The following is a 23,832-nucleotide window of genomic DNA, read 5'->3' as shown; positions in this document are numbered from 1 at the left end:
CACTAGGCAAAAGGCGCCCTGCAGGTTGGGCTTGGCCGGTGTGCGCGGGTGCACGGCCTGGGCAGCGCCCGTGCGCGCGGCTGTCGGCGAAAACCCCGGCCACTCCGCGCGCGGCAAGCGCCCGGCCAGCGAGGGAATCGCCGCGGCAGCCCCGGCGCCCATCCGCCGAGAAACCCGCCCGAACCACCGCCCGCGCCCCCGAGTTCCACCCCGCGGCACCCCGGGTACGCCTGCCGAGGGACCGACCACCCCGGACACGGGCGTCCCGGCCCCCGTCTCGATTAGGGTCGGCTTCAGCACTTCTCCGCCTACCCTGGGGGTCCACGCCGATGACCGTCGTTTCCGAACTCGCCGACGAGCTCGTCGAGGTGTCGTTCGACCACGAACCGCTCGACGCCGCCATTCTCGGCATCCGGCCGGGCGCGCCGGGGCTCGGCGATCCGTCGGCCGAGGCGGAGGCGGCGTTCCGCGAGAAGCTCGCCGGGATCCGGGAGCGGGCCGAGGCGATCGACCCGGCCGGGCTCGACGCGGTCGACCGCGTCACCCGCGACGTCCTGCTCAGCTCCGTCGACGGGAATCTCGACCGGATGGACAGCCGGGTCGTCGACTTCACCGTCACCGACCTGTTCGTCGGCCCCGCTTCCGGGCTCCTGTCCGCGCTGCCGATGGTCACCGTCACCGCCGAAACCGCGGACGTGCATCTCGGCAGGCTCCGCGCCATCCCCGAGTACCTCCGGGCCGTCGCGCAACGGCACCGCGACGGCATCGCCGCCGGGCTGCTGCCGATCGAACGCCTGGTCAAGGCCGCCATCGCGCACCTCGACCGCTACCTCGCCGAGCCCGAGAACGACCCGCTGCTGCGCCAGCCGGCCCCGGACGACGAGTTCGCCGCCCGCCGCGAGGAGATCCTCCGCGACGTCGCCCGGCCGGGCTTCCGCGAGTACCGCGACTTCCTCGAGGCCGAGGTCCTCCCGCACGGCCGCCCGGACGACAAGGCGGGCGTCTCGTGGCTCCCCGGCGGCGATGAGATCTACGCCCGGCTCGCCCGCGCCCACACCACCAGCAACCGCACCCCGCAGGAGCTGCACGACACCGGCCTCGCGGTGATCGCCGGCCAGGTCGAGCAGTACCGGGCCCTCGGCGAGCGCGTGTTCGGCACGCGCGAGCTGCCGGAGATCTTCGAGCGCCTGCGCACCGACCCGAAGCTCCGCTGGACGAGCGCCGAAGACCTCCTCGAAACCGCCCGCACGGCCATCTCCCGCGCCGAGGCCGAGGCGCCGAACTGGTTCGGCAGCATCCCGGAGCACCCGTGGACCGTCGAGGCGGTGCCGGAGGACTCCGCGCCCGGAGCGCCCCCGGCGTACTACATGCCGCCCGCCGCGGACGGGTCCCGGCCGGGCGTCTACTTCGCGAACACCCACCAGGCCACCGAACGCTTCCGGCACACCGCCGAGGTCATCGCGTTCCACGAGGCGATCCCGGGCCACCACTTCCAGCTCAGCACCGCGCTCGACCTCTCCGACCTGCCGCTGCTGCGCCGCATCGGCAACTTCACCGCGTACGCCGAGGGCTGGGGTCTCTACACCGAACGGCTCGCCGACGAGATGGGCCTGTACTCCGACGACGTGTCGCTGCTCGGCATGCTGACGATGGAGTCGATGCGGGCCGGACGGCTGGTCGTCGACACCGGCCTGCACGCGCTGGGCTGGTCGCGGCAGCAGGCGGTGGACTACCTGCTGGAGCACACGCCGATGGCGCGGGTCGAAATCGAGTCCGAGGTCGACCGGTACCTCGGCTACCCGGGCCAGGCGCTCGCGTACCTGGTGGGGCGGCTGGAAATCGAGCGGCTGCGCAAGCAGGCCGAACAACGGCTCGGCAGCCGGTTCGACGTCAAGGCGTTCCACGACACGGTCCTCTCCGGCGGCTCCCTGCCGCTGTCGGTGCTGGACGCCGTGGTCACCGAGTGGGTGGCCGGCCACGGCGACACCGTCGCCGGGCTGGCCGACGAGCTGGTCGAGCTGGATTTCGAGCGCGAACCGCTGGAGCGCACCGTGCTCGGGCTCCCGGGCGACCACACGAAGCTCGCCGACCCGAGCCTCGCCGCCGCCGAACGCGACCGGGCCAGGTACCTCGCGATCGCCGAGCGCGCGGACGCGATCGACCAGTCCGGGCTGACCGCGGACGAGGTCATCACCCGCGAGGTGGTGCGCACGCACGCCCGCGGCGCGATCGACACGATCGACTCCCGGCTGTCCGGCTTCGCGGTGAGCGACGGCTTCAGCTCGCCCGCGCTGAACCTCCTGACCGTCCTTCCCGCGCTGGTCCCGGACGACGCGGACAAGGCCCGCGACTACCTCGCCCGCCTCGCGGCGATCGGCGGCTATCTGGACGCGGTCATCGAGGCGCAGCGGACGACCGTCGCGGACGGGTTCGCGCCGCCGGACTTCCTGGTGCGCATCGGGATCGAGTACGTCGAGCGGTACCTCGCGAACGAGGACGGCGACCCGTTCCGCGTCACGCCGGCGGTCGAGGTCGAGGGCTTCGCGGCGGAGCGCGACCGGCTGCTCGCCGAGGTCGTGCGCCCCGCGTACCGGCGCTATCGCGACTTCCTCGCCGAGGACGTGCTGCCGGTTTCGAAGACCGACAGCCAGCCGGGCATCAGCCACCTGCCGGGCGGCCTGGAGAAGTACCAGGGCCTGATCCGCGCGCACACCACCACCGACCGCACCGCGCGGGAACTGCACGAAACCGGTCTGCGGATGGGCGAAAAGCTGGCCGAGGAATACCGCGAACTGGGCTCCCGCGTGTTCGGCACCGGCGAGCTGCGGGAGATCTTCGACCGCCTCCGCACCGACCCGGAGCTGCGCTGGCGCGACGGCGAGGAGCTGCTGGAAGCCGCTCGCACGGCCATCGCCCGCGCGGAAACCGTTGCCCCGCAATGGTTCTCGCGAGTTCCGGACGCGAAGTGCGCGGTCGAACCGGTTCCGGAGGCGGACGCGGCGAGCGGCACCATCGCCTACTACCTGCAGGCGGCGTTCGACGGTTCGCGGCCGGGCACGTACTACGCGAACACCTACGAGGCCAGTTCGCGGCCGCGCTTCACCAGCGAGGGGATCGCGTTCCACGAAGCCGTTCCCGGCCACCACTTCCAGCTCACGTTCGCGCAGGAACTCGCCGATCTGCCGCTGCTGCGCCGGATCGCGCCGTTCAACGCCTACATCGAGGGCTGGGGCCTGTACGCGGAGCGCCTCGCCGACGAGATGGGCCTGTACTCCGACGACATCGCCCGCTTCGGCATGCTCGCCCAGGACTCCATGCGGGCCGGCCGGCTCGTGGTCGACACCGGGCTGCACGCGCTGGGCTGGACCCGGCAGCAGGCGGTCGACTACCTGGTCGAGAACACGCCGATGGCGAAGATGGAGATCGAGGCGGAGATCGACCGGTACGTCGCGAATCCGGGCCAGGCGCTGAGCTACCTGGTGGGGCGGCTGGAAATCCAGCGCGTCCGCGCCGAGGCCGAGCAGGCGCTGGGCGACCGGTTCGACATCCGCGCGTTCCACGACGTCATCCTGGGCAACGGAATTCTCCCGCTGTCCGCATTGGACACCGTCGTCGGCGCGTGGATCGCCGAGGTGTCCGCGTGACCTGGCTCGATCTTCCGCCGGACACCCTCTTCGGCCTCGACAACCTGCCCTACGGCGTCTTCTCGCACGGCGAGCGGACCCGGCGGGCCGGGGTCGCGGTCGGAGACCAGGTGCTCGACCTGACCGCGGCGGCCGAGGGGGAGTCCTTCGGCCGCCTGCTCGGCGCGGGCGTGCTGAACCCGCTGCTCGCCGCCGGCCCGGACACCTGGGCCGACGTGCGGGCGCGGGTCCGCGAATGGCTCGCCGAACCGCGCCACGCCGACCGGATCCGGCCGCATCTGGTGCCCCGCACCGAAATCACGAGCCATCTGCCGGTGGAGGTAGCCGACTACGTCGACTTCTACTCCAGCGAGCAGCACGCGCTCAATGCCAGTCGGATCTTCACCGGCGGCGACGATCTGGTGCCGGCGAACTGGAAATACCTGCCGATCGGCTACCACGGCCGGGCGGGCACGGTCGTCGCGTCCGGCACGCCCGTGGTTCGTCCGGCGGGGCAGCGGAAACCGCGCAAGGCGAGCGAACCGTCGTTCGGCGCGGCCAAACGGCTCGACTTCGAGGCCGAGGTCGGTTTTGTCGTCGGCGTGGGATCGCAGCTGGGCGCCCCGGTGCCGATCGACGAGTTCCCCCGGCACGTCTTCGGCGTCTGCCTGGTCAACGACTGGTCCGCCCGCGACCTGCAGGGCTGGGAATCGCAGCCGCTCGGGCCGTTCCTCGGCAAATCGTTCGCCACGTCCGTGTCGCCGTGGCTGGTCCCGCTCGCCGCGCTGGAGCACGCCCGCGTGCCGCAGCCCGCGCAGGACCCGCAGCCGTTCGAGTACCTGCGCGCGGCCGAATCGTGGAGTCTCGACCTCACGCTGGAAATCCGGATCAACGGGCACCTCGTGTCCAGCCCGCCGTTCGCCACGCAGTACTGGACGGGCGCGCAGCAGCTAGCTCACCTCACGGTGAACGGCGCGAGCCTGCGCACCGGCGACCTGTACGCGTCCGGCACGGTCACCGGTCCGGCTAAGGACCAGCGCGGCTCGCTGCTGGAGCTGAGCTGGGGCGGCCGCGAACCGCTCGCGGTCGGGGAGGAGACTCGCGCGTTCCTGGAGGACGGCGACGAGGTCGTGATCAGCGCCTCCGCGCCTGGTCCGGGCGGTGCGCGGATCGGGTTCGGCGAGGTGCGCGGGACGGTGGCGGCCGCTGTGGTGTGACCCACGCCGTAGCGCCGTCACCCGGGCGGACGCATAATGAGCAAACGCTTAGTCACAGTCGACCGGCACGGGAATGAGGGATCGATGAGGATCGGCACCGGCGTCAGCTACTCGGGCGGGTTCGCCGAAAGCGTCGCCGACATCGTGGAGCTGGAACGGGTCGGGCTCGACATCGTGTTCGTCCCTGAGGCCTACAGCTTCGACGCGGTGAGCCAGCTCGGCTACCTCGCCGCGAAGACCGAGCGCGTCGGCCTGATGTCGGGCATCTTCCAGATCTACACCCGCACCCCGAGCCTCACCGCGATGACCGCGGCCGGCCTGGACTTCGTGTCCGACGGCCGGTTCACCCTCGGCCTGGGCGCGTCCGGCCCGCAGGTCATCGAGGGTTTCCACGGCGTGAAGTACGACGCGCCGATCGGCCGCACCCGCGAGATCATCGAGATCTGCCGCCAGGTGTGGAAGCGCGAGCGCGTCGTGCACGACGGCAAGCACTACACGATCCCGCTTCCCGCGGACCAGGGCACCGGGCTCGGCAAGCCGCTCAAGCTGATCAACCACCCGGTGCGCGAGCGGATCCCGGTCGTGCTCGCCGCGCTCGGGCCGAAGAACGTCGCGCTCGCCGCCGAGGTCGCCGAGGGGTGGCAGCCGATCTTCTTCCACCCGGAGAAGGCCGCCGACGTCTGGGGCGCTTCGCTGGCCGAGGGCAAGGCCAAGCGCGACCCGGAGCTGGGCGAGCTGGACGTGTTCGCCGCGCCGCCGCTGGCCATCGGCGACGACGTCGACCACCTGCTCGACTGGGTGCGCCCGGTGTTCGCGCTGTACATCGGCGGGATGGGCGCGCGCGGCAAGAACTTCTACAACACGCTCGCGTGCAACTACGGCTACGAGGCAGAGGCCAACAAGATCCAGGACCTCTACCTCGACGGCAAGAAGGAAGAAGCCGCCGCGGCGGTCCCGACGGAGCTGCTGCGCGCCACGTCGCTGGTCGGTCCGGCCGGGTACGTCAAGGAGCGGCTGGCCGCGTTCGAGGAGGCCGGGGCGACGACCCTGGCGGTCAACCCGCTGCAGCCCGGGCGCGAGGCCCGGGTTGCCGCCGTCGCCAAGCTGAAGGAGCTGCTCGGATAGGTCCGGTATGATGCGGGCCACCGGAGTGTGAAGAAACCGCACTCGGGGTCGATGCCGCCGTCGAAATGCCGTCAACTCTCCGCGCGGGGCGCGAATTCGGGAGTAAGAACGGGTTCAACGGGGAATCCGGGCGGGGCGAAAGCGAGGTAGGCCGGACTGTGCGCACAATCGATGGACCCGCTGCTGCGGTGCTGGACGTCGGATCGTTCAGCGCCCGGCTCGTCGTGCTCGAACCCGGCGGATCCCCGATCGACCCGGCGCTGACGCACCAGACCCGGCTGCGGCTCGACCGCGAACTCGACGACGACGGACGGCTCAGCAAGTGCGGCATCGCGGCCATCGCGAAGGCCGTCGCGAACGGGATGGAATTCGCCCGCGAACACGGTGTCAAGGACGTGTTTCCGCTGGCCACGTCGTCCATTCGGGACGCGGTGAACTCGAAGGAAGCGGTGCGCGAGGTCGCCCGGGAAACCGGGGTGGAGCTGCGCTTCCTGTCCGGTCGCCGGGAGGCGGAGCTGACCTACGTCGGCGCGCGCCGCTGGTACGGCGCGTCCGGCGGGCCGCTGCTGGCGCTCGACATCGGCGGCGGCACGGTCGAACTGTCCGCCGGAGCGGGCGAACAGGCCACTTTCGCCCGGTCGCTGCCGCTGGGCGCCCGGTCGGTCACGCGCGACTGGCTGCCCGCCGAACCGCCGGTGCGCAGCAAGCAAGTGCGTGCGCTGCGTGACCACGTGCTGGAGGAAGTCTCCGCCGCTTTGGGCGACGTGAAGGACGAACTGGCCGAACACCGGGTGGTCGGCTGTTCGAAGGTGCTGCGGCAGCTGGCCCGGCTGGCCGGAGACCGTCCGGGCCGGGCCCGCGAGCTGCACCTGGACGACGTGCGCGCGTGGATTCCGCGGCTGTCGGCGATGCCGTTCGCGCGGCGGGCGCAGCTGCCCGGGATTTCGCGGCAGCGGGCGCAGCAGGCGCTCGGCGGCGCGGTCGTCGCGGAGGCCCTGCTGACGGTCGCGGGCGGGAAGATGACGATCTGCCCGTGGTCGACCCGCGACGGGCTGCTGCTGACGCTGCTGGACCAGCTCACGGACGCGACCGGGAAGCAGCGCTCGCGTCCGGCCGCGTGAACTCCCTGGTGCCGGGGCGGTAAACCGGGTATCCCGGAACCATGACCCCGCGCAGCGACTTCCGCCCTCGTGACCGGTCCGAGGACGACGACGAGGAAACGCCGTTCCCCGCGCGCCGGAAACGCGAGCTGCCCGACCCGGACGAGCTGCCCGGCGAGGTGGCGAACGCGCCGGGGCCGGACCTGAGCCCCGCGCGGACGGACGAGGTGCCGCGGGTGCCGGGCACGGACGAAACGCCGTCGTGAGCGGCGATGCCGGTGTTCCCCGGCATCGCCGCTCCCGAATCAGGAATGGTCGAACTGCCGCACCTTCGACGCGTCGCGGCGCGCCGGCGCGCGGCCGATCGGCTGGACCGGCGCGGGTCCCGAGTCCAGCTTCGGGATCGGCAGCTCCACCGGCTCCTCGGTCACGGTGAACCGCTCGCCGTGGTGGATCAGGTCCAGCGGCGGCCCGTTGAGCACCCGGTAGGTCGCCGCGTCGTGCGCGATGGACACCTGGAACCGCGTTTCGCGGAAGGCGAGGCGGAAGGTGAGCCCGTCCAGTTCCTCCGGCAGCCGGGGGGCGAACGACAGCTGGCCGCCGTGGTCGCGGAAGCCGCCGAATCCGCACACGGCGGCCTGCCAGGCACCGGCCAGCGACGCCATGTGCAGGCCGTTGCGGACGTTGTTGTGCACGTCGTGCAGGTCGGTCAGCGCGGCTTCGGCGAGGTAGTCGTAGGCCAGCTGAAGATGTCCGACCTCGGCCGCGATGACGGCCTGCGTGCCCGCGGACAGCGAGGAATCGCGGACCGTCCGTGCTTCGTAGTAGGCGAAGTCGCGGGCTTTTTCCTCGGGGCTGAACGAATCGCCGCAGAGATGCAGGGCGAGCACGAGGTCCGCCTGCTTGACGACCTGCTTGCGGTACAGGTCGAAGTACGGGTAGTTCAGCAGCAGCGGGTAGAAATCCTCGTCGGTGGCGGCGAAATCCCACTCGTCGTGCTGCAGGAAGCCTTCCGACTGCGGGTGCACGCCGAGTTCCTGGTCGTACGGCAGCGCCATCGCTTCCGCCGCGGCCCGCCAGGAATCGATCTCGGGAGTGTCCACTTCGAACTGCGCGGCGATGTCCGGATGCCGCTGGCACACGTCGGCCGCGGCGAGCAAGTTCTTGCGCGCCATCAGGTTCGTGTAGACGTTGTTGTCCGCCACCGCGGAGTACTCGTCGGGTCCGGTGACGCCGTCGATGCGGAAGTGCCCGTGGTGGTCGTAATGTCCGAGAGAGGCCCACAGCCGCGCGGTTTCCAGCAGGAGTTCCGCGCCGCAGGTGCGCTCGAAATGCTCGTCCTGGGTGGCGTTCACGTAGCGCACGACGGCGTCGGCGATGTCCGCGCTGACGTGGAACGCCGCGGTGCCGGCCGGCCAGTACGCGGAGCATTCGGCTCCGTTGATCGACCGCCACGGGAAAGCCGCGCCGCGCAGGCCGAGCTGGGTCGCGCGTTCCTTGGCTTTGTCTATTGTGGAGTGCCGCCAGCCGAGTGCGTCGCGGGCGGCGTCCGGCATCGTGTAGGTCAGCACCGGCAGGACGAAGGTTTCCGTGTCCCAGAAGGCGTGCCCGTCGTAGCCGGGCCCGGTGAGGCCTTTCCCGGCGATGGCGCGGGTTTCGCCGCGGGCCCCGGCCTGCAGCAGGTGGAAGAGCGCGAACCGGACGGCCTGCTGGAGTTCCGGGTCGCCGTCGATTTCGATGTCCGAAGTGGCCCAGAAGTCGTCCAGGAACTGGCGTTGTTCGGCGGCCAGGCCCTTCCAGCCGGTCTGCCGGGCGCCCGCGAGCGCGGCCTCGACCTGCGCGCGCAGCGCCGGGGCGGACCGTTGCGCGGACCAGCCGTAGGCGAGGAATTTGGTGACCCGCAGCCGTCCGCCCTTGGGCACGTCGACCGCGGCGGTGAGCCGGGCGAGGTCTTCCTCGGCGTGGATGCGGGTGCGCAGGCCGTCGTCGACCTCGATTTTGTGGTCCATCGCGGCGGCGACGCGCAGCCCGGACATCCGGGTCTGGTGCACCAGCACGGCCTGGTAGCCCGCGGCGTGGCAGAACTCGCCGACCAGCGGCGCGTCGAGCGCGGCGGCGACGCGCGGGTCGTGCGTGTCGGACTCGACCGGTTCGTTGGCCAGCAGGTCGGACTGGACGACGAGCTGCAGGTCCTCGTCGAGCGGTTCGACCTCGTAGCGGATCGCGGCGACCGCGCGCTGGGTGAAGGACACCAGCCGTTCGGTGGTCACCCGCACCCGCCTGCCGGTGGGGGAGGACCATTCGGTGACGCGGCGCAGCGTGCCGCGGCGGAAGTCGAGCACGCGGTCGTGCGCGGTCGCGATGCCGTAGCGCATGTCCAGCGGCTCGTCCTCGACCAGCAGCCGGATGATCTTGCCGTCGGTCACGTTGACGACGGTCTGGCCTTCCTCCGGATAGCCGTAACCGCCTTCGGCGTAAGGGAGTTCGTGCTGCTCGTAGAAGCCGTTGAGGTACGTGCCGGGCAGCCCGCGCGGTTCGCCTTCCTCGAGGGTGCCGCGCAGTCCGATGTGGCCGTTCGACACCGCGAAGGCGGATTCGGTGCGCTGCAACGCATCCACGTCGAGGCCGCGCCAGCGCAGCTCCCACGGCGCGCATTCGTAACCGAGTTCCGTCACTTGTCCTCCAGCAGGTCGGCGAGGTCGTCCACCACGACGTCGGCGCCGTGCTCGCGCAGGGCGGCCGCCTGGTTTTCGCGGTTCACGCCCACGACGTACCCGAAACCGCCGGCTTTTCCTGCTTGGACGCCGGATTGTGCGTCTTCGAACACCGCGGCCTGTTTCGGGTCCACGCCGAGCGCCTTGGCTCCGGCGAGGAAGGAATCGGGCGCGGGCTTGCCTTTCAGGCGGTCGCGGCGGATGACCAGGCCGTCTACGCGGGCTTCCACGAAGCGGGACAGGTCGGCTGCGTCGAGCACCTTCGCGCCGTTCGCCGAGGAGGTGACTACGGCGATCCGCAGGCCCGCTTGCTTGGCGGCTTCGAGGTAGCGGACGGAGCCCGGGTAGGGGTTTACGCCGCGTTCGTCGATGATTTTGAGGACCAGTTCGTTTTTGCGGTTGCCGATGCCGTTGACGGTGGGTGCGTCGACCGGGTCGTCCGGGGTGCCTTCGGGGAGTTCGATTCCGCGGGAGCGCAGGAATTCCCGGACTCCGTCGGCTCGGGGGCGGCCGTCTACGTAGGCGGCGTAGTCGGAGTCGGTGAATTCCCGGAAGGCGGGGGTGTCGCGGGTGCGCAGGTATTCGTCGAACGTCCGTTTCCACGCCTCGCGGTGGAGCACGGCCGTCCCGGTCAGTACGCCGTCCAGGTCGAAGAGGCAGGCGGTGATGGTGTCGGGGAGTCCGATCATTCCTGCAAGGTACCGGGCGTGGGGGAGGTTTGCGGGGTGTTGGGCGGGGTCGGCTCGTCGCCCTGGCGGGCGACGTTGCTATTGGGTTGTTGCGTGGGGCACCCCGAATTTTCATTGTGCTGACGGTTCGGGGGTGCTTGTCAAGGCGGGAAAGATGCCTTGACAAGCACCCCCGAACCGCAGGGCGGCTTTGTATCGGGGTTGGGGGAGGGGTGGGTGCCCCCGGGGGGTTGGGTGTGGCGGCGGCGGTTTTTTCGCGGCTTGAGTGGGTGGTTGTTGTTGGGGCGCGGTGTGCGGTTAGCGCCCCAATGCCACATTGGGTGCATGTGACGCACCCAATGTGGCGTTCGGTGCGTGGGACGCACCCAATGTGGCGTTCGGTGCGTGGGACGCACCCAATGTGGCGTTGGGGCGCGGAGGTGGCGGGGCGGGAGTGTCGTGAGGGGAACCCTGAGGGACTCAGAGTCCCTCAGGGTTCCCCTCACGGAATGTTAGGCGGCGCCTACTCGGCGGTCGAAGACCAGGCGTTCTGCTGCGCGTAGGCCGACGCTGATGGCGCCTGTCAGGACGCCGTCGTCGCCTAGTTCGCCTTGTACCACCGTTGTGGTCAGCGGGGTGAAGGCGCGGAGGGCTCGGTCGATCGGTTCCAGGAGCAGGTCGGCTGCCGTTCCTACGCCGCCGCCCAGGACGATGAGTTCTGGGTCGATTACTGCGGCTACCGAGGCGACTGTGTAGGCGAGGCGGTCTGCTTCCGCGGATACTGCGCGCTGAGCCAACTCGTCACCCTCGCGGGCCAGGCGGAAGACTTCGCGGGCGGATCGGGCTGTGCCCAGGCCCAGTTCGCGGGCGCCGCGGACTACCGACTGGGCGGCGGTCGCCTCTTCCAGGTGGCCGCGTGCGGGGGGCTCGCTGGGCTCGTCGCCGACCCGGGTGCGGCCGTAGGGCAGGTAGCCGATTTCGCCTGCTGCGCCGGTGGCGCCGCGGAAGACTCGGCCGTCGACCATGAGTCCCATGCCGACGCCGGTGCCGATCGTGATGCAGCCGACTACCGACGCTCCGCGGGCGGCGCCGCTTTCCCATTCGCCGACCGCGGTGAGGTTCGCGTCGTTTTCCACGACCAGTTCCGGACCGAGGACCTGTTCCAGGTCGTCGAGCAGGCCGGGGCGGCCCCAGCCGGGCAGGTTCGGCGCGTGCCGGAAACAGCGTTTCACCGGATCCGCGACGCCGGGGGAGCCCAGCACGCGGACCACGATGTCGTCGTTTGTCAGGCCCGCCTCGGCGACGATGTCCGTCGCCAGCTTGCCCAGCGCGGAGATCAGCGCGCTGCCGGAGCGGGCTGTGTTGCGCACGTCTCGCCGGGCGACTGTGGTGCGGCCCAGATCGGCGACCGCGACCCGGATGTGTTCGCGGCCGATGTCCAGGCCCAGCACGTACCCGGCGGTGGGGTCCGCCTCGTAGAGCACCGCCGAACGGCCGGTTCCGGTGGACGTGTGCCCGGTCGCGCGGGCGAGCCCGGCGGCCTCCAGCGCCAGCAGCGCCTGGCTCACCGTCGGCTTCGACAGCCCGGTGTCCTTCGCCACCTGCGGCCGCGTCGCGGGCCCGCCGCGGCGCAGGAGATCGAGCACCGCCCGCTGGTTGATCATGCGCATCCCGGCCGGGGTGCCGACCGGAGGTGTACCCGACCCTGCCACCTGCTGAGTTTCCTTCCCGTTCGGACTTCCGTCCTGCCACGGTAACCGGATTCGCCCCGCTTTGGCAGGAAAGTTTCTTTTCTTCCGGCTCGCGCGGGCAGGCGGGAGGTCTTGGCCCGACGATACGGGCTCGGCGGGCGGAACCCGGGGAGGGCACGCAGAGTTTGCCGTCCGCTAGTCGACCCGATCAGGCGTCGGGCAGCCAGTTGCCGTGGAACCCGGCGGGCACGCGGCCGGGCAGATGGACAATCGCGACCGGATCCGCTTCGAGGTCCTGCGCGTCGAGCACCACCAGATCGCTGCGGTCGTTCGGTCCGTCGTAGACATACGCCAGCAGCCAGCCCGCGCCGTCCGGACGGTCGTCCGCCGGAACGAAAACCGCTTCGCCCGGGAGGTGTCCTTTCGGGAACAGGTGCTCGCGTGAGGTATCCGTGTGCAGGTCGTAGCGGCGCAGCAGGTGCGGGCCCTCCGGGCCGTGCCGTCCGGTGACGTGGCCGAAACGGGCGTCGAGCCCGGCGAGCCGGTCGTCGATGCGGGGGAACTCGCCGTCTCGGTCGTCGAGCAGATCCTCGGTGACCGTGCCCGTTCGCGGATCGATCGTCCACCGCCACAGCACGCCCTGCGGATCCGGGACGCCCGGCTTGGAGAGATGTTCGTACCGCACGACGTGCATCACGATCCGGCCGTCGGCGGTGTCGTGCGCGTTGAGGGTGTGGAAGACGTAACACGGGTCGATCTCGAACCAGCGCACGCCGTTTTCCGGCTGGTCGCGGCTGAGCAGCCCGAGGCGCGCGCCGTACGTGTCGCTCCAACGGTACGGGATTCCGCCGTCGGAACCGTGGTCGAACACCACCGGCAGGTCGAAGAACACCACCTGCTGCCGGGTGAGCGCGAAATCGTGCATCATCGTGAGCCCGGGCACGTCGATCGGCTGCTGCCGCACCAGGTTCCCGGCCGCGTCGGCGCGGTAGTAGCTCACGTGCGGGGCGGTGAGGCTGCCGTAGCCGAAGAAATGCAGTTCGCCGGTCTCCGGGCAGATTTTGGGATGCGCGGTCATCGCGTCGGCGAGCTTGCCGTCGAAATCGTAGACGCCGACGGTGTCGAGCTCTGTGGTGATTTCGTACGGCAGCGAGGATTCCACGAGTGCGAGCGTGCGGCCCGCGTGGTTGACGACGTGCGTATTGGCGACGCTCCACCGGAGATTGCGGGTTCCGTCGGCGTTGTAGAGCGGCGAATTCGGAAGATCGAAGCTCTCGGTGCGCACCCAGCGGTTGCGATACCAAGCGGCACGGCCGTTTTCGAGCCGTACGCCGTGCACCATTCCGTCGCCGGTGAACCAATGCGCGCTGTCCTGGCGCGGGTTCGGCCCGTTGCGCAGGTACCAGCCGTTGAGTTCCGGCGGCAGCGCGCCGGTGACCGGCAGGTCGAAAGCGGTGAGTTCGTCGTGGACCGGGGCGTAATGGCCTTGGAGGTGGAAATCGGTGGTGGCCATGGAATCACGCGGCCTTCTGGGCGCGGGCCCGGACGATGCGCGGATAGCGAATGGTGAACGCGATCGGGATCGCGAAACCGAGCACCTTGATGATGACCAAGCCGATGGTGTCGTGCGGCGCGTAATGCAGCAGCACGGCTTCGGCGATTCCGGCGATCGTGAAGCTGGCCGCCCACACCGCGGTGATGACGACGTTGACCCGGCGGAACACCGCTGTCGCCGCGATTTCCGCCGGGACCATGGTTTTCGCGATGCCCAGCGTGAACGGCCGTTTCGCGGCGATCGAACCCCAGGCCGTGACCGCCAGCCACAGATCGGTGAGCGCGCCGACGTAGTTCCGGAGCGGCGAGGCGGGGTCGCTGAAGGACCAGACCGAAAGCGCCGCGAAGAACACGACCGCGGAGACCTCGATGAACAACGTGTCCCAGCCCTTGCCGCGCCGGCGTTCGAGCAGGAGCAGCCCGCCCGCGAGCACCAGCCCGGTCAGCCCGGACCACCGCCAGTCGGCCTGCGTGGAGACGACCGCGAAGGCGATCCACGGAAGGAAACTCTTCAGGTAGTTCATCGGTACCCCCATGTTCCTGTTGTGACATGTCAAAGCTAGAACGTCCGGCGTGCACATGTCAATAGTGGAAGGTAGGCTGGGCGCATGACCTTGCGACACGCGGTGCTCGGGTTGCTCGCCGGCGCCCCCGGAAGCGGCTACGACCTGCTGAAACGCTTCGAAACGGCGATGGCGAGCGTCTGGACGGCCACGCAGAGCCAGCTGTACGGAGAGCTGGGCAAGCTGGAGGGCGCGGACTTGATCGAGGTCTCCGCGGCGGGCCCGCGGGGCCGCAAGGAGTACGCGATCACCGACGCCGGGCGCGCGGAACTGCGCAAGTGGCTGCTGGAGGAGCGGCCGCCGCAAGCCCGGCGCAACGAGATGCTGCTGCGGGTGTACTTCCTGGGTGAGGTCAGCCCGGAGGAGGCGCGGGGATTCCTGTCCCGGCACGGCGCTTTCGCCGAGGGGCTGGGCGAGGAACTGGCGGCCTTGGAGGCGTCGATCGACTGGGACGACAGCGATCCGTCGCTGTACGGCCGCCTCGCGCTGGAATGGGGCAAGCGGTACGCGGCGATGGAACGCGAATGGGCGGCGTGGGCGGCGGAGACGATCCGCGCGGCCCGCGGCTGATCATGACTGACCGTCAAGCCCGCCACTGCGGCGACGAAGCGGGGTTCGCGCGCGATCTCCGGGACGAGGGCGAGCCGGAGGCCGAGTTCAATCCCGGCATCGCGGCCCGGTTTCCGCGCAAGAACACGGCGGCGGGAGTGCTGGCCCGCGACGAATCCGGCCGGATCCTGTTCGTCTGCCCGACCTACAAGCCGTTCCTGGAAATCCCGGGCGGCTTGGTCGAAGACGACGAATCACCGCTGGCGGCGTGCCGTCGAGAGGTCCGCGAAGAACTCGGCATCGACGTCACGGTGGGACGCCTGCTCGTGGTCGATTGGCTGCCGACACACGGCGTTTGGCGGGACAGCGTGCAGTTCGTCTTCGACGGCGGGGTGCTGAGCCGCGACCAGATCGGGGCCATCCGCTTGGCCTCGGACGAGCTGAGCCGGTTCGAGTTCCTTGCCCTCGAGAGCGCGCAATCGCAATTGCGGCCGTCCAAAGCGCGGCGAATCGCCCTGGCGCACCAAGCGGTTTCGGCCGGCGAGACGGTCTACGGCGAGTTCGGCCGGAGGCTCGGGTAGTCCTCGCCTCCGGCCGTGCCGAGTCAGCCGTCCGAAGACCGCTTCCAGATGTTGATGCCTTCTTCGGTGGCGTGCTGGTCGATTTCGGCCAGCTCCTCCGCGGTGAACGACAGGTTGTCCAGCGCGGCCACGTTGTCTTCCAGCTGCTTCACGCTGCTGGCCCCGATCACCAGCGACGTCATCCGCGGATCCCGCAGCGCCCACGCCAGCGCCAGCTGCGCCAGTGTCTGCCCCCGTCGCGCCGCGATCTCGCCCAGCGCCCGGATCTTGCCGAGCTTCTCCTCGGTGATCGTGTCCGGGTTCAGCGATTTCCCTTGCGCCGCGCGCGAATCCGAGGGCACCCCGGCGAGGTACTTGTCCGTCAGCAATCCCTGCGCCAGCGGCGAGAACGCGATGCAGCCCGCGCCGACCTGCTCCAGTGTCCCGAGCAGGTCGTCGGCCTCGGTCCAGCGGTTGAACATCGAGTACGACGGCTGGTGGATCAGCAGCGGCGTGCCCAGTTCGCGCAGCAGCTGCGCGGCTTCCGCGGTCCGCGCGGAGTTGTAGGACGAGATCCCGACGTACAACGCCTTGCCGGACCGGACCGCGCGGTCGAGCGCGCCGACGGTCTCCTCCAGCGGCGTCTCCGGGTCGAACCGGTGCGAGTAGAAGATGTCGACGTAGTCGAGCCCCATCCGGCCGAGCGACTGGTCGAGGCTCGCCAGCAGGTACTTCCGCGAACCCCATTCGCCGTACGGCCCGGGCCACATGTCGTAGCCCGCCTTGGTCGAGACGACGAGCTCGTCGCGGTACGGCTTGAGGTCGCTCGCCAGCAGCCTGCCGAAGTTCTCCTCGGCGCTGCCGTAGGGCGGGCCGTAGTTGTTGGCCAGGTCGAAATGCGTGATGCCGAGGTCGAAGGCGCGCCGGACGATGTCGCGCTGGACGGTGAGCGGGCGGTCGTTCCCGAAGTTGTGCCAGAGCCCGAGCGAGATCGCGGGCAGCTTCAGGCCGCTGCGCCCGCAGCGGCGGTAGGGCATCGAATCGTAACGGGCGTCAGCGGCAGCGTAAGTCACGCCGCGATGCTAGCCCGCGCGGCGCGGCACGGGTGGCGACCTCCTGGCCGGCGGGGAAAAGCCGGTTTTGCGCGCGGCATCCCGCGGCGGTGCACATCTGGTACCTCGATCGATCAGCGGGCAACGAAGGGTCCTGCCCGGTCGCGAAACGATTGGTGGACCAGGCCATTCCGAGCCTGCCGTGACGACCTCTCCGGTGCTCGGCATACATCGGAGGAATCGGGGGTTTTCACCGGTGCGTCCGGGTTGTGAACCTGCTTAGATCCGATGTCTGGCCGTCGGGCCGCCTTTCGCGGCGACCGCCCAGTACAGTGCAGGTGAGCGATCGCTTAGGAGGCCACGTGGGCACCGGGTTTTTCTCGTCCGTCGACGACGTGTCGGCGCAGCTGGCCGAGGCCGGGTACCTCGCGTCGACCGCGGTCGCGACCACGGTGTTCCTCGCCGACCGGCTGGGGAAGCCGCTGCTCGTCGAGGGTCCGGCCGGGGTCGGCAAGACCGCGCTGGCCACGGCGGTCGCCGAGGTCACCGGCTCGCGGCTGGTGCGGCTGCAGTGCTACGAGGGCATCGACGAGGCCCGCGCGCTGTACGAGTGGAACCACGCGAAGCAGCTGCTGCGGATCACCGCGGGCCGCGACGAGACGTGGGACGAGGCGCGCACCGACATTTTCGGCGAGGAGTTCCTGCTGCGCCGCCCGCTGCTCACCGCGATTTCCGGCACCGAGCCGACCGTGCTGCTGATCGACGAGACGGACAAGGCCGACGTCGAGATCGAGGGCCTGCTGCTGGAGGTGCTCGGCGATTTCCAGGTGACCGTGCCCGAACTCGGCACGATCACCGCGACGCAGCAGCCGTTCGTGGTGCTGACGTCGAACGCGACGCGCGAGCTGTCCGAGGCGCTGCGGCGGCGGTGCCTGTTCCTGCACATCGATTTCCCGGACGAGGACCTGGAACGCGAGATCGTCCGGCTGAAGGTGCCCGGCATCGAGGCCGCGCTGGCGGATTCGGTGGTGCGGGTGATCGCCGCGCTGCGGGCGATGGACCTGCGGAAACTGCCGTCGGTGGCGGAGACCGTCGACTGGGCGCGCACGCTGCTGGAGCTGGGCGCGGGCGCGCTCGACGAGCGGGTGGTGCGCGAAAGCCTCGGCGTCGTGCTGAAGCACCAGGACGACATCGCGAAGGCCGGGGCCGGACTGCGTCTCGACCAGGTGCTGGACGCGTCGTGACCGCCGCGCCGGGCCTGACCGGACGGCTCGCCGAGTTCGTGCGGGCCTTGCGGGCGCAAGGCATCCCGGCCGGTCCGGGCGAGACGGCCGACGCGGCGGCCGCGCTGGAAGTGCTCGGCCTGGACGACCGCGAGCTGGTCCGCGAAGGGCTCGCCGCCGCGCTGGTCCGCCGGGGCGGGCAGCGGACGGTGTTCGACGCCGCGTTCGACCTGTACTTCCCGGCCGGCGTCGGCGCGCCGGAACTGGCGCGCGAGAACCCGCCGCGGGACCGCGAGGAACTGCGCGAAGCCCTCGCCGCCGCCTTGGCCGAAGGCGACGACCAGGCGCTCGACCAGCTCGCCGGACTCGCCGTGGACCTGCTGGGCCAGTACGGCGTCGGAACCGGCCCCGGCGGCGGATACTCCGCGCACCAAACGCTGGACCGGCTGCAGCCGCAGACGCTCATCGCGCAGGTGCTCGCCGCGGTGCGCGGCTCCGGCGCCTCCGACGAGTTCACCGACCGGCTCACCCGCGACGAAATCCGCCGCCGCGTCGAAGGTTTCCGCGGCCGGGTGCGGACCGAAGCGCGCCGCCGAGCCGCCGAACTGCGCGGCCGCGAACGGATCGCCAAACACGCCATCGCCCCCGCCGCCGACCGCGTCGACTTCCTTCTGGCCAGCCGCACGCAATTGGCCGAGCTTCGGCGCACGATCCAGCCGCTGTCGCGGAAACTCGCCACCAGACTCGCCGCGCGCCGCAAACGCACCACACGCGGCCAGATCGACTTGCGCCGAACGCTGCGTCGTTCACTTTCCACTGGCGGCGTGCCCTTGCGGCCAGCCTACCGGCACCGGCGCCCCGGCCGCCCGGAAATCATCCTCCTGTGCGATCTTTCCGGTTCGGTGGCGGGTTTCGCGAACTTCACCATGCTGCTGGTGCAAGCTTTGCGGGACCAGTTCAGCAAAATCCGCGTTTTCGGTTTCGTCGACAGCACCGACGAGGTGACGCACCTCGTGGACACTGGCGCCGCCGATCCCGAACAGCTGGGCGCACGGATGCTCAGCGAAGCCGCGGTCGTCCGCTGGGACGGACACAGCGATTACGGCCGCGCGCTAGGACAATTCACTTCGCACTGGCTGGACGCCGTCGGCCCGCGCACGTCCGTCCTCATCCTCGGCGACGCCCGCACGAACGGCGGCGACCCGAACCTCGACGCCGTCCGCGCGATCCGGTCCCGCGCCCGGCACGTCCACTGGCTGAACCCCGAACGCCGGGCGCTGTGGGGGACCGGCGATTCGGCCGCGCCCGACTACGCGGAGCTGGTGGAGATGCACGAATGCCGGAACGCGCAGCAGCTGGGCGTGCTCGTCACGCGCCTGCTGCCGACGTGAGCCAGCTGTCGATCTCCTTGCGCAGCACCGCTTTGGTCTCCTCCGGAGCGAACGATGCCTCCACCGCGTTGCCGGCCAGCTGGGCTAGTTGCGCGTCGGCGTAACCGAAAACTTCCCTCGCCCGAGTGAATTCGTCGGTGATCGTGGTGCCGGTGACGTCCGGGACATCAGTGTTGAGCGTGACCTTGAGCCCCGCCTCGACCAGCCGGGGGAGCGGGTGCTCCGGGAGCGTCGGAACCAGCCCGAGCGCGACGTTCGACGCCGGGCACACCTCAAGCGCGAGCCCGCTTTCCGCCACCTGTTCGGTCAACGCCGGGTCCTGCAGGATGCGGATCCCGTGGCCGATCCGCTCCGCGCCCCCGATTTCGATCGCCTCACGGACGCTGTCCGGCCCGGCGTCCTCGCCCGCGTGGTGCACGAGATGCAGCCCCGCCTCGCGCGCCCGGACGAGCACCTCCCGGAACGGAGCCAGCGAGTGCCTTTCCTCGCCGGCCATCCCGATCGCGATGACCTCTTCGTGCCGCTGAGCCAGTTCCAAGGTCTTCATCGCTCGCTCGACCGACCTCCGCCGTGAGTGGTCAAGGATGAGCTTCCAGTGCAGCCCGTGCGCTTTCCCGCCCTCCGACAGTCCTTTGAGGACCGCGTGGAGCGGAAGTTCGAGGTCACCGACCCGTTCCCCGTGCGAGGCAGCGGTGAAGGTGACCTCGACGTACCTCGTCCCTTGAGCGGCTTCGTCCGCGCAGAACTCGCGCGCGATCCGCTCGAAATCCCCGGCTTCGCGCAAACACGACCGCGTGAGACTGTTGCGATCGGCGAACGCCCGAAACCCGTCGAACGCCGCGGGCTTGTCCGGCACATGGACCCCGTGGACGTCCGCGAGCTCCTTGAGCGTGCCAGGACGGATGGTGCTCTCGAGGTGGACGTGGAGATGCACCTTGGGAAGGGCCGAAAGATCGCGCACGCGTCGGATGATGCCTGCCGCGGGCACCTCCTGTCACCCAAGTTTCGGCGGGAACCCGGGGCGGGCACCCGGCGTTGGGGTAGGTGACGGAGGTTTCCGCAGGGGAAGGGACTGTGTGCGATGGCTTTGATGAAGAAACTCACCATGCTGGCGGGCGCCGCGGGCGCGGTGTCGTATGTGCGGAAGAACCCGGAAAAGGTGAACGAGGCTGTGGGCAAGGCAGCGCGCTTCGTGGACGAGAAGACGAACGGTCGGTATCACTCGCAGATCGCGGGAGCTGTCCGGAAGGTCTCGGACACGACTCGCGCCCGGGCGGCTGAGTGAGCCTGCGCCTGGATCGCACGACCGAATTCGCGGTCCCAGGTCCCGGGCAGATCAGCTGACCCGGTACGCGGCGGCGCCGTTGTGCAGGAAGCGGGCGCGGCCGTGCCCGTCGGAGCCGATCAGCGACAGGACCTGATGGCCGGTGAACGTCGGTTCGACGGTGATGATCGCGCGGTCGTTCAGGCGGACGACCTCGACGCGTTTTCCGGCGGTCTCGCCGCGTGGGTGGTAGGTGAGGAACGCTCGGTTGTTTTCGACGGTCAGTGCGATGTCGTGCAAGGTGGTGCGGTAAGTGCCGCACATCCGGTCCGCGTCGAGGGGAGCGGGGTTCGCCGGCGGCACCGGAAGCGGTGCCGTCTCGACGCCGGCGAGGTCCCGGAGCACTGTGCTGAAGAGTTCGTGGGCCAGCGGTTCGGCGTTCGCGCTGTTGGTCAGCACGGCCATCGCCACGCCGGCTGAGGGGACGACACGCAGAAAAGCCTTCTGGCCTTTGGAGACGCCGGTGTGTCCTGCGACGCCGTCCTGGTACAGCATCCAGCCGAGCCCCCAGCCGAGGACTCCGCCGCCGAAGTCCGGGACGGATTCGAGCTGGGGTTCGCGCAGTTCCGCGAGCGTGTGGTCGGTGAGGTGCAGCCGGACGAATTCCAGAAGGTCGCGGGCGCTCATCGCGAGATGCGAGCCGCTGGGCGTGGAGAAATAGCGGACTGCCCAGCTCTTCGTCGGCGCGAGTCCTCCTTCGGCTTCGACATGGCCGACCGCGGCGCGGTGCAGGATCGCTTCGTAGGGGTCGACGGCGACGGTCGAAAGCCCCAGCGGGGTCGCCAGCCGTTCGCGGAGCGCGTCGTGGAAGGTCTTGCCGCGCAGGACTTCCACCAGTCTGCCGAGGACCGCATATCCGCTGTTGGAGTAGGAGAAAACCTTGCCCGGGGGAAAGAGATGACCCGCGTCGGCGAGGGTGGCGACGAACTTCTCGATCGCGTCGTCGTCGCGGCCGGTGTCGACGAAGTGATTGCTGTCGAGGCCGCCAGTGTGGGTGAGCAGGTGGCGGGCGGTCAGGGAGTCGGCGGCGGCCGGGTCGCCCAGCCGCGGAAACCGGGCAGGTAGTCGCGGACGGGACGGTCGAGATCCAGCAGGTCGTCGCAGACCAGCTGCTGGATCAGCGTGGCCGTCCAGATCTTGGTGATCGAACCGATCTTGAAGACCGAGTCGGTCGTGGTCTCGACTCGCGTGCGGAGGCTCAAGACGCCTGCGGCCTCGTCCAGGATCTCGTCGCCAGCCAGTACCGCGACCTGCGCGCCCGGTACGTCGTACTTCGCGATGAGCTCGCTCGGGCCCCACCCCATCCCCGCAACCTACTGCCTCAGCGAGTGCTGCGATGAGGCGGAGACGCGGTTGGTCGAGCCGGAGTTATGCCGGGCAGAAAGCACGACCAGTTGGGCTGGCAAGCCCTCGTAGCGGCCGGTTCTCCCGATGCCTCCGAGGGCACCAGGCAGCGTGATGAGGGCACGCGGCTATGCGACGTGTCCCTAGCCGATCGCTGGTGCGACGATTAGTTCAAGCGGCACCTGTCCTCACTCCTCGGCCAGTGTCGCGAGCACGCTCTCCCCGTATTTGGCCAGCTTGCTCTCGCCGACGCCGCTCACCGTGCCCAGCACGTCGAGCGTCGTCGGCCTCATCGCGGCGATCTGGCGCAGCGTGGCGTCGTGGAAGATCACGTACGCCGGGACACCCTGTTCCTTCGCCGTAGCCGCCCGCCAAGCGCGCAGGCGCTCGAACAACGGTTCCGCTTCCGCGGGCATGTCGATCGGAGCGGCCGGCGTGCGGCGGGACGTTCGCGGGGCACGCGCCGGGCGCTCGGGTTCGCGGCGCAGCTGTACTTCCAGGGACCCGTTCAGCACCGCCGCCGAACCTTCGGTCAGCACCAGCGACCCGTAATCCCCTTCCACCGCAAGCAGGTTGCGCGCCAGCAGCTGCCGCACCACCGCGCGCCACTCTTGTTCGCGCAGTTCGGTGCCGATGCCGAAGACCTTCAGCGTGTCGTGCTGGAACTGGGTGACCTTCGGCGTCGTCTTGCCCAGCAGGATGTCGATGATCTGGCCGGCGCCGAATTTCTGCCGCCGTTCGTTGCGCAGACGGACCACTGTGGACAGCAGCTTCTGTGCGGCGATGGTGCCGTCCCAGCTCTCCGGCGGGTTCAGGCAGGTGTCGCAGTTCCCGCACGGCTGCCCGGATTGGCCGAAGTACGCGAGGATCTGCGTCCGCCGGCAGTCGACCGTCTCGCACAGCGCCAGCATCGCGTGCAGGTGCTGGGCCTGCAGGCGGCGATGCCGCTCGTCGCCTTCGGAGTTGTCGATCATTTTGCGTTGCTGCACCACGTCTTGCAGCCCGTACGCGAGCCAGGCGGTCGACGGCAGGCCATCGCGGCCCGCTCGGCCGGTTTCCTGGTAATAGCCTTCCACGGACTTCGGCAGGTCCAGGTGTGCGACAAACCGCACGTCGGGCTTGTCGATGCCCATGCCGAACGCGATCGTGGCGACCACGACGAGCCCCTCCTCGCGCAGGAACCTCGACTGGTTCGCCGCGCGGGTCCCCTTGTCGAGCCCGGCGTGATAGGGCAGCGCCGGAATTCCGTTCTGCACCAGGAAATCCGCCGTTTTCTCCACCGACGCGCGCGACAGGCAGTAGACGATTCCGGCGTCGCCCTGGTGCTCGGTGCGCAGGAGTTCGAGCAGCTGCTTCTGCGGCGAGTTCTTCGGCACGATCCGGTACTGGATGTTCGGCCGGTCGAAGCTCGCGACGAAATGCTTCGCCTCGTCCAGGCCGAGCCGCTGCGAGATTTCCTTGTGCGTGGCCTCGGTCGCGGTGGCCGTGAGCGCGATCCGGGGCACGTCCGGCCAGCGTTCGTGCAGCGAGGACAGCATCAGGTAGTCGGGCCGGAAATCGTGGCCCCACTGGGAGACGCAGTGCGCCTCGTCGATCGCGAACAGGGCGATCTTGCCGCGGTCGAGCAGCCGCACGGTGGATTCGACCGACAGCCGTTCGGGCGCGAGGTAGAGCAGGTCCAGTTCGCCCGCGACGAAGGCCGCCTCGACCTCCTGCCGCTGCGCGAAATCCTGCGTGGAGTTGAGGAATCCGGCGCGCACGCCGACGTTGCGCAGCGCGTCGACCTGGTCCTGCATCAGCGCGATGAGCGGCGAGATCACCACGCCGACGCCCGGCCGCACCAGCGCCGGGATCTGGTAGCACAGCGATTTCCCGCCGCCGGTGGGCATGAGCACCAGCGCGTCGCCGCCGGAGATCACGTGCTCGACGATCTCCGCCTGGTCGCCGCGGAACGCGTCGTAGCCGAAGACGCGCTGCAGGGTTTCGAGAGCGGGGGAGCGGGTGGCCTGCTCGGCCAGGTCGGGGTGCGCCACGCGGCCGATTCTAGGGCGGCGGACCGTCCGGGCGAGCCTGCCCCGCCGCGCACGGCGCGAAAGTCCCCATCGCACCGGCCGTTTTCGGCCGCTGCGGCGGC

General features: G+C 70.0%; 20 protein-coding genes. 10 read left to right on the top strand and 10 right to left on the bottom strand.

The genetic code is table 11. The features are described from left to right. Positions 1-329 precede the first annotated feature (329 nt). From CU254_RS44310 to CU254_RS24385, 5 genes are all read left to right on the top strand, one after another. Positions 330-3,644: a DUF885 family protein gene (locus CU254_RS44310; protein ID WP_009080331.1), complete on the top strand. Its 3,315-nt coding sequence runs from the start codon at positions 330-332 to the stop codon at positions 3,642-3,644. Beyond that, positions 3,641-4,840, top strand: a complete 1,200-nt coding sequence (fahA, locus tag CU254_RS44305) for a fumarylacetoacetase (RefSeq protein ID WP_009080329.1) — start codon at positions 3,641-3,643, stop codon at positions 4,838-4,840. Before CU254_RS44310 ends, fahA begins: the two co-directional genes overlap by 4 nt. A gap of 84 nt (positions 4,841-4,924) precedes the next feature. After that, positions 4,925-5,965 carry an LLM class F420-dependent oxidoreductase gene (locus CU254_RS24395; protein ID WP_009080327.1) on the top strand — a complete coding sequence of 347 codons (1,041 nt, stop codon included), beginning with the start codon at positions 4,925-4,927 and terminating at the stop codon, positions 5,963-5,965. A 158-nt stretch (positions 5,966-6,123) separates the two neighbouring features. Beyond that, the gene (locus tag CU254_RS24390) at positions 6,124-7,086 is read left to right on the top strand and encodes a Ppx/GppA phosphatase family protein (RefSeq protein WP_009080325.1); all 963 of its coding nucleotides are present in this window, start codon (positions 6,124-6,126) and stop codon (positions 7,084-7,086) included. Positions 7,087-7,127: 41 nt separating this feature from the next. After that, positions 7,128-7,331 (top strand): hypothetical protein, encoded by a 204-nt coding sequence (locus tag CU254_RS24385; RefSeq protein ID WP_009080323.1) that lies wholly within the window; start codon positions 7,128-7,130, stop codon positions 7,329-7,331. A 39-nt stretch (positions 7,332-7,370) separates the two neighbouring features. On the opposite strand, the gene CU254_RS24380 is transcribed toward CU254_RS24385, so the two are convergent. The 5 genes from CU254_RS24380 to CU254_RS24360 all read right to left on the bottom strand — a co-directional run bounded on the left by CU254_RS24380 (position 7,371) and on the right by CU254_RS24360 (position 14,216). Beyond that, positions 7,371-9,740 carry a glycoside hydrolase family 65 protein gene (locus CU254_RS24380; protein ID WP_009080321.1) on the bottom strand — a complete coding sequence of 790 codons (2,370 nt, stop codon included), beginning with the start codon at positions 9,738-9,740 and terminating at the stop codon, positions 7,371-7,373. Next, positions 9,737-10,468 (bottom strand): HAD family phosphatase, encoded by a 732-nt coding sequence (locus CU254_RS24375; RefSeq protein WP_009080318.1) that lies wholly within the window; start codon positions 10,466-10,468, stop codon positions 9,737-9,739. The genes CU254_RS24380 and CU254_RS24375 overlap by 4 nt, the downstream gene beginning before the upstream one ends. 491 nt (positions 10,469-10,959) lie before the next feature. Further along, positions 10,960-12,117 (bottom strand): ROK family protein, encoded by a 1,158-nt coding sequence (locus tag CU254_RS24370; RefSeq protein WP_369871183.1) that lies wholly within the window; start codon positions 12,115-12,117, stop codon positions 10,960-10,962. Between the two features lie 229 nt (positions 12,118-12,346). Next, positions 12,347-13,651, bottom strand: coding sequence for a carotenoid oxygenase family protein (locus tag CU254_RS24365; protein WP_009080313.1), 1,305 nt, complete (start codon positions 13,649-13,651; stop codon positions 12,347-12,349). Positions 13,652-13,655: 4 nt separating this feature from the next. Beyond that, entirely contained in the window at positions 13,656-14,216 is a 561-nt protein-coding gene (locus tag CU254_RS24360) for a hypothetical protein (RefSeq protein WP_009080311.1), read from the bottom strand. 84 nt (positions 14,217-14,300) lie between these two features. Between CU254_RS24360 and CU254_RS24355 the strand changes: the two genes are divergently transcribed. Next, on the top strand, positions 14,301-14,825 hold the full coding sequence (locus tag CU254_RS24355; RefSeq protein ID WP_009080309.1) for a PadR family transcriptional regulator: 525 nt from the start codon (positions 14,301-14,303) through the stop codon (positions 14,823-14,825). Next, positions 14,780-15,385 (top strand): NUDIX hydrolase, encoded by a 606-nt coding sequence (locus CU254_RS24350; protein ID WP_234392739.1) that lies wholly within the window; start codon positions 14,780-14,782, stop codon positions 15,383-15,385. The genes CU254_RS24355 and CU254_RS24350 overlap by 46 nt, the downstream gene beginning before the upstream one ends. Before the next feature lie 23 nt (positions 15,386-15,408). Here the strand turns inward: CU254_RS24350 and mgrA are convergent, their stop codons facing one another. Further along, positions 15,409-16,437: an L-glyceraldehyde 3-phosphate reductase gene (mgrA, locus tag CU254_RS24345; RefSeq protein WP_009080305.1), complete on the bottom strand. Its 1,029-nt coding sequence runs from the start codon at positions 16,435-16,437 to the stop codon at positions 15,409-15,411. A 341-nt stretch (positions 16,438-16,778) separates the two neighbouring features. Between mgrA and CU254_RS24340 the strand changes: the two genes are divergently transcribed. Together CU254_RS24340 and CU254_RS24335 are read left to right on the top strand one after the other, a co-directional pair. Continuing rightward, the gene (locus CU254_RS24340; protein WP_009080300.1) at positions 16,779-17,660 is read left to right on the top strand and encodes a MoxR family ATPase; all 882 of its coding nucleotides are present in this window, start codon (positions 16,779-16,781) and stop codon (positions 17,658-17,660) included. Beyond that, positions 17,657-19,030 carry a VWA domain-containing protein gene (locus CU254_RS24335; RefSeq protein WP_009080298.1) on the top strand — a complete coding sequence of 458 codons (1,374 nt, stop codon included), beginning with the start codon at positions 17,657-17,659 and terminating at the stop codon, positions 19,028-19,030. The genes CU254_RS24340 and CU254_RS24335 overlap by 4 nt, the downstream gene beginning before the upstream one ends. On the opposite strand, the gene add is transcribed toward CU254_RS24335, so the two are convergent. Beyond that, a complete protein-coding gene (add, locus tag CU254_RS24330) occupies positions 19,008-19,991 on the bottom strand; it encodes an adenosine deaminase (protein WP_037714671.1) in 984 nt (327 codons plus the stop codon). The genes CU254_RS24335 and add overlap by 23 nt on opposite strands. 120 nt (positions 19,992-20,111) lie before the next feature. Between add and CU254_RS24325 the strand changes: the two genes are divergently transcribed. Next, a complete protein-coding gene (locus CU254_RS24325) occupies positions 20,112-20,315 on the top strand; it encodes an antitoxin (RefSeq protein WP_009080295.1) in 204 nt (67 codons plus the stop codon). Between the two features lie 51 nt (positions 20,316-20,366). Here the strand turns inward: CU254_RS24325 and CU254_RS24320 are convergent, their stop codons facing one another. From CU254_RS24320 to recQ, 3 genes are all read right to left on the bottom strand, one after another. After that, the gene (locus CU254_RS24320; RefSeq protein WP_255409888.1) at positions 20,367-21,356 is read right to left on the bottom strand and encodes a serine hydrolase; all 990 of its coding nucleotides are present in this window, start codon (positions 21,354-21,356) and stop codon (positions 20,367-20,369) included. A gap of 11 nt (positions 21,357-21,367) precedes the next feature. Beyond that, positions 21,368-21,658 (bottom strand): serine hydrolase domain-containing protein, encoded by a 291-nt coding sequence (locus CU254_RS44685; RefSeq protein WP_199785968.1) that lies wholly within the window; start codon positions 21,656-21,658, stop codon positions 21,368-21,370. Positions 21,659-21,886: 228 nt separating this feature from the next. After that, positions 21,887-23,731, bottom strand: a complete 1,845-nt coding sequence (gene recQ, locus CU254_RS24315; protein ID WP_037714669.1) for a DNA helicase RecQ — start codon at positions 23,729-23,731, stop codon at positions 21,887-21,889. Between the last annotated feature and the right edge of the window lie 101 nt (positions 23,732-23,832).

This window comes from Amycolatopsis sp. AA4 (genome assembly GCF_002796545.1).
Lineage (GTDB): Bacteria > Actinomycetota > Actinomycetes > Mycobacteriales > Pseudonocardiaceae > Amycolatopsis.
Note: the sequence above shows the minus strand (reverse complement) of the source record. Positions and strands in the feature narration are given on the sequence as shown.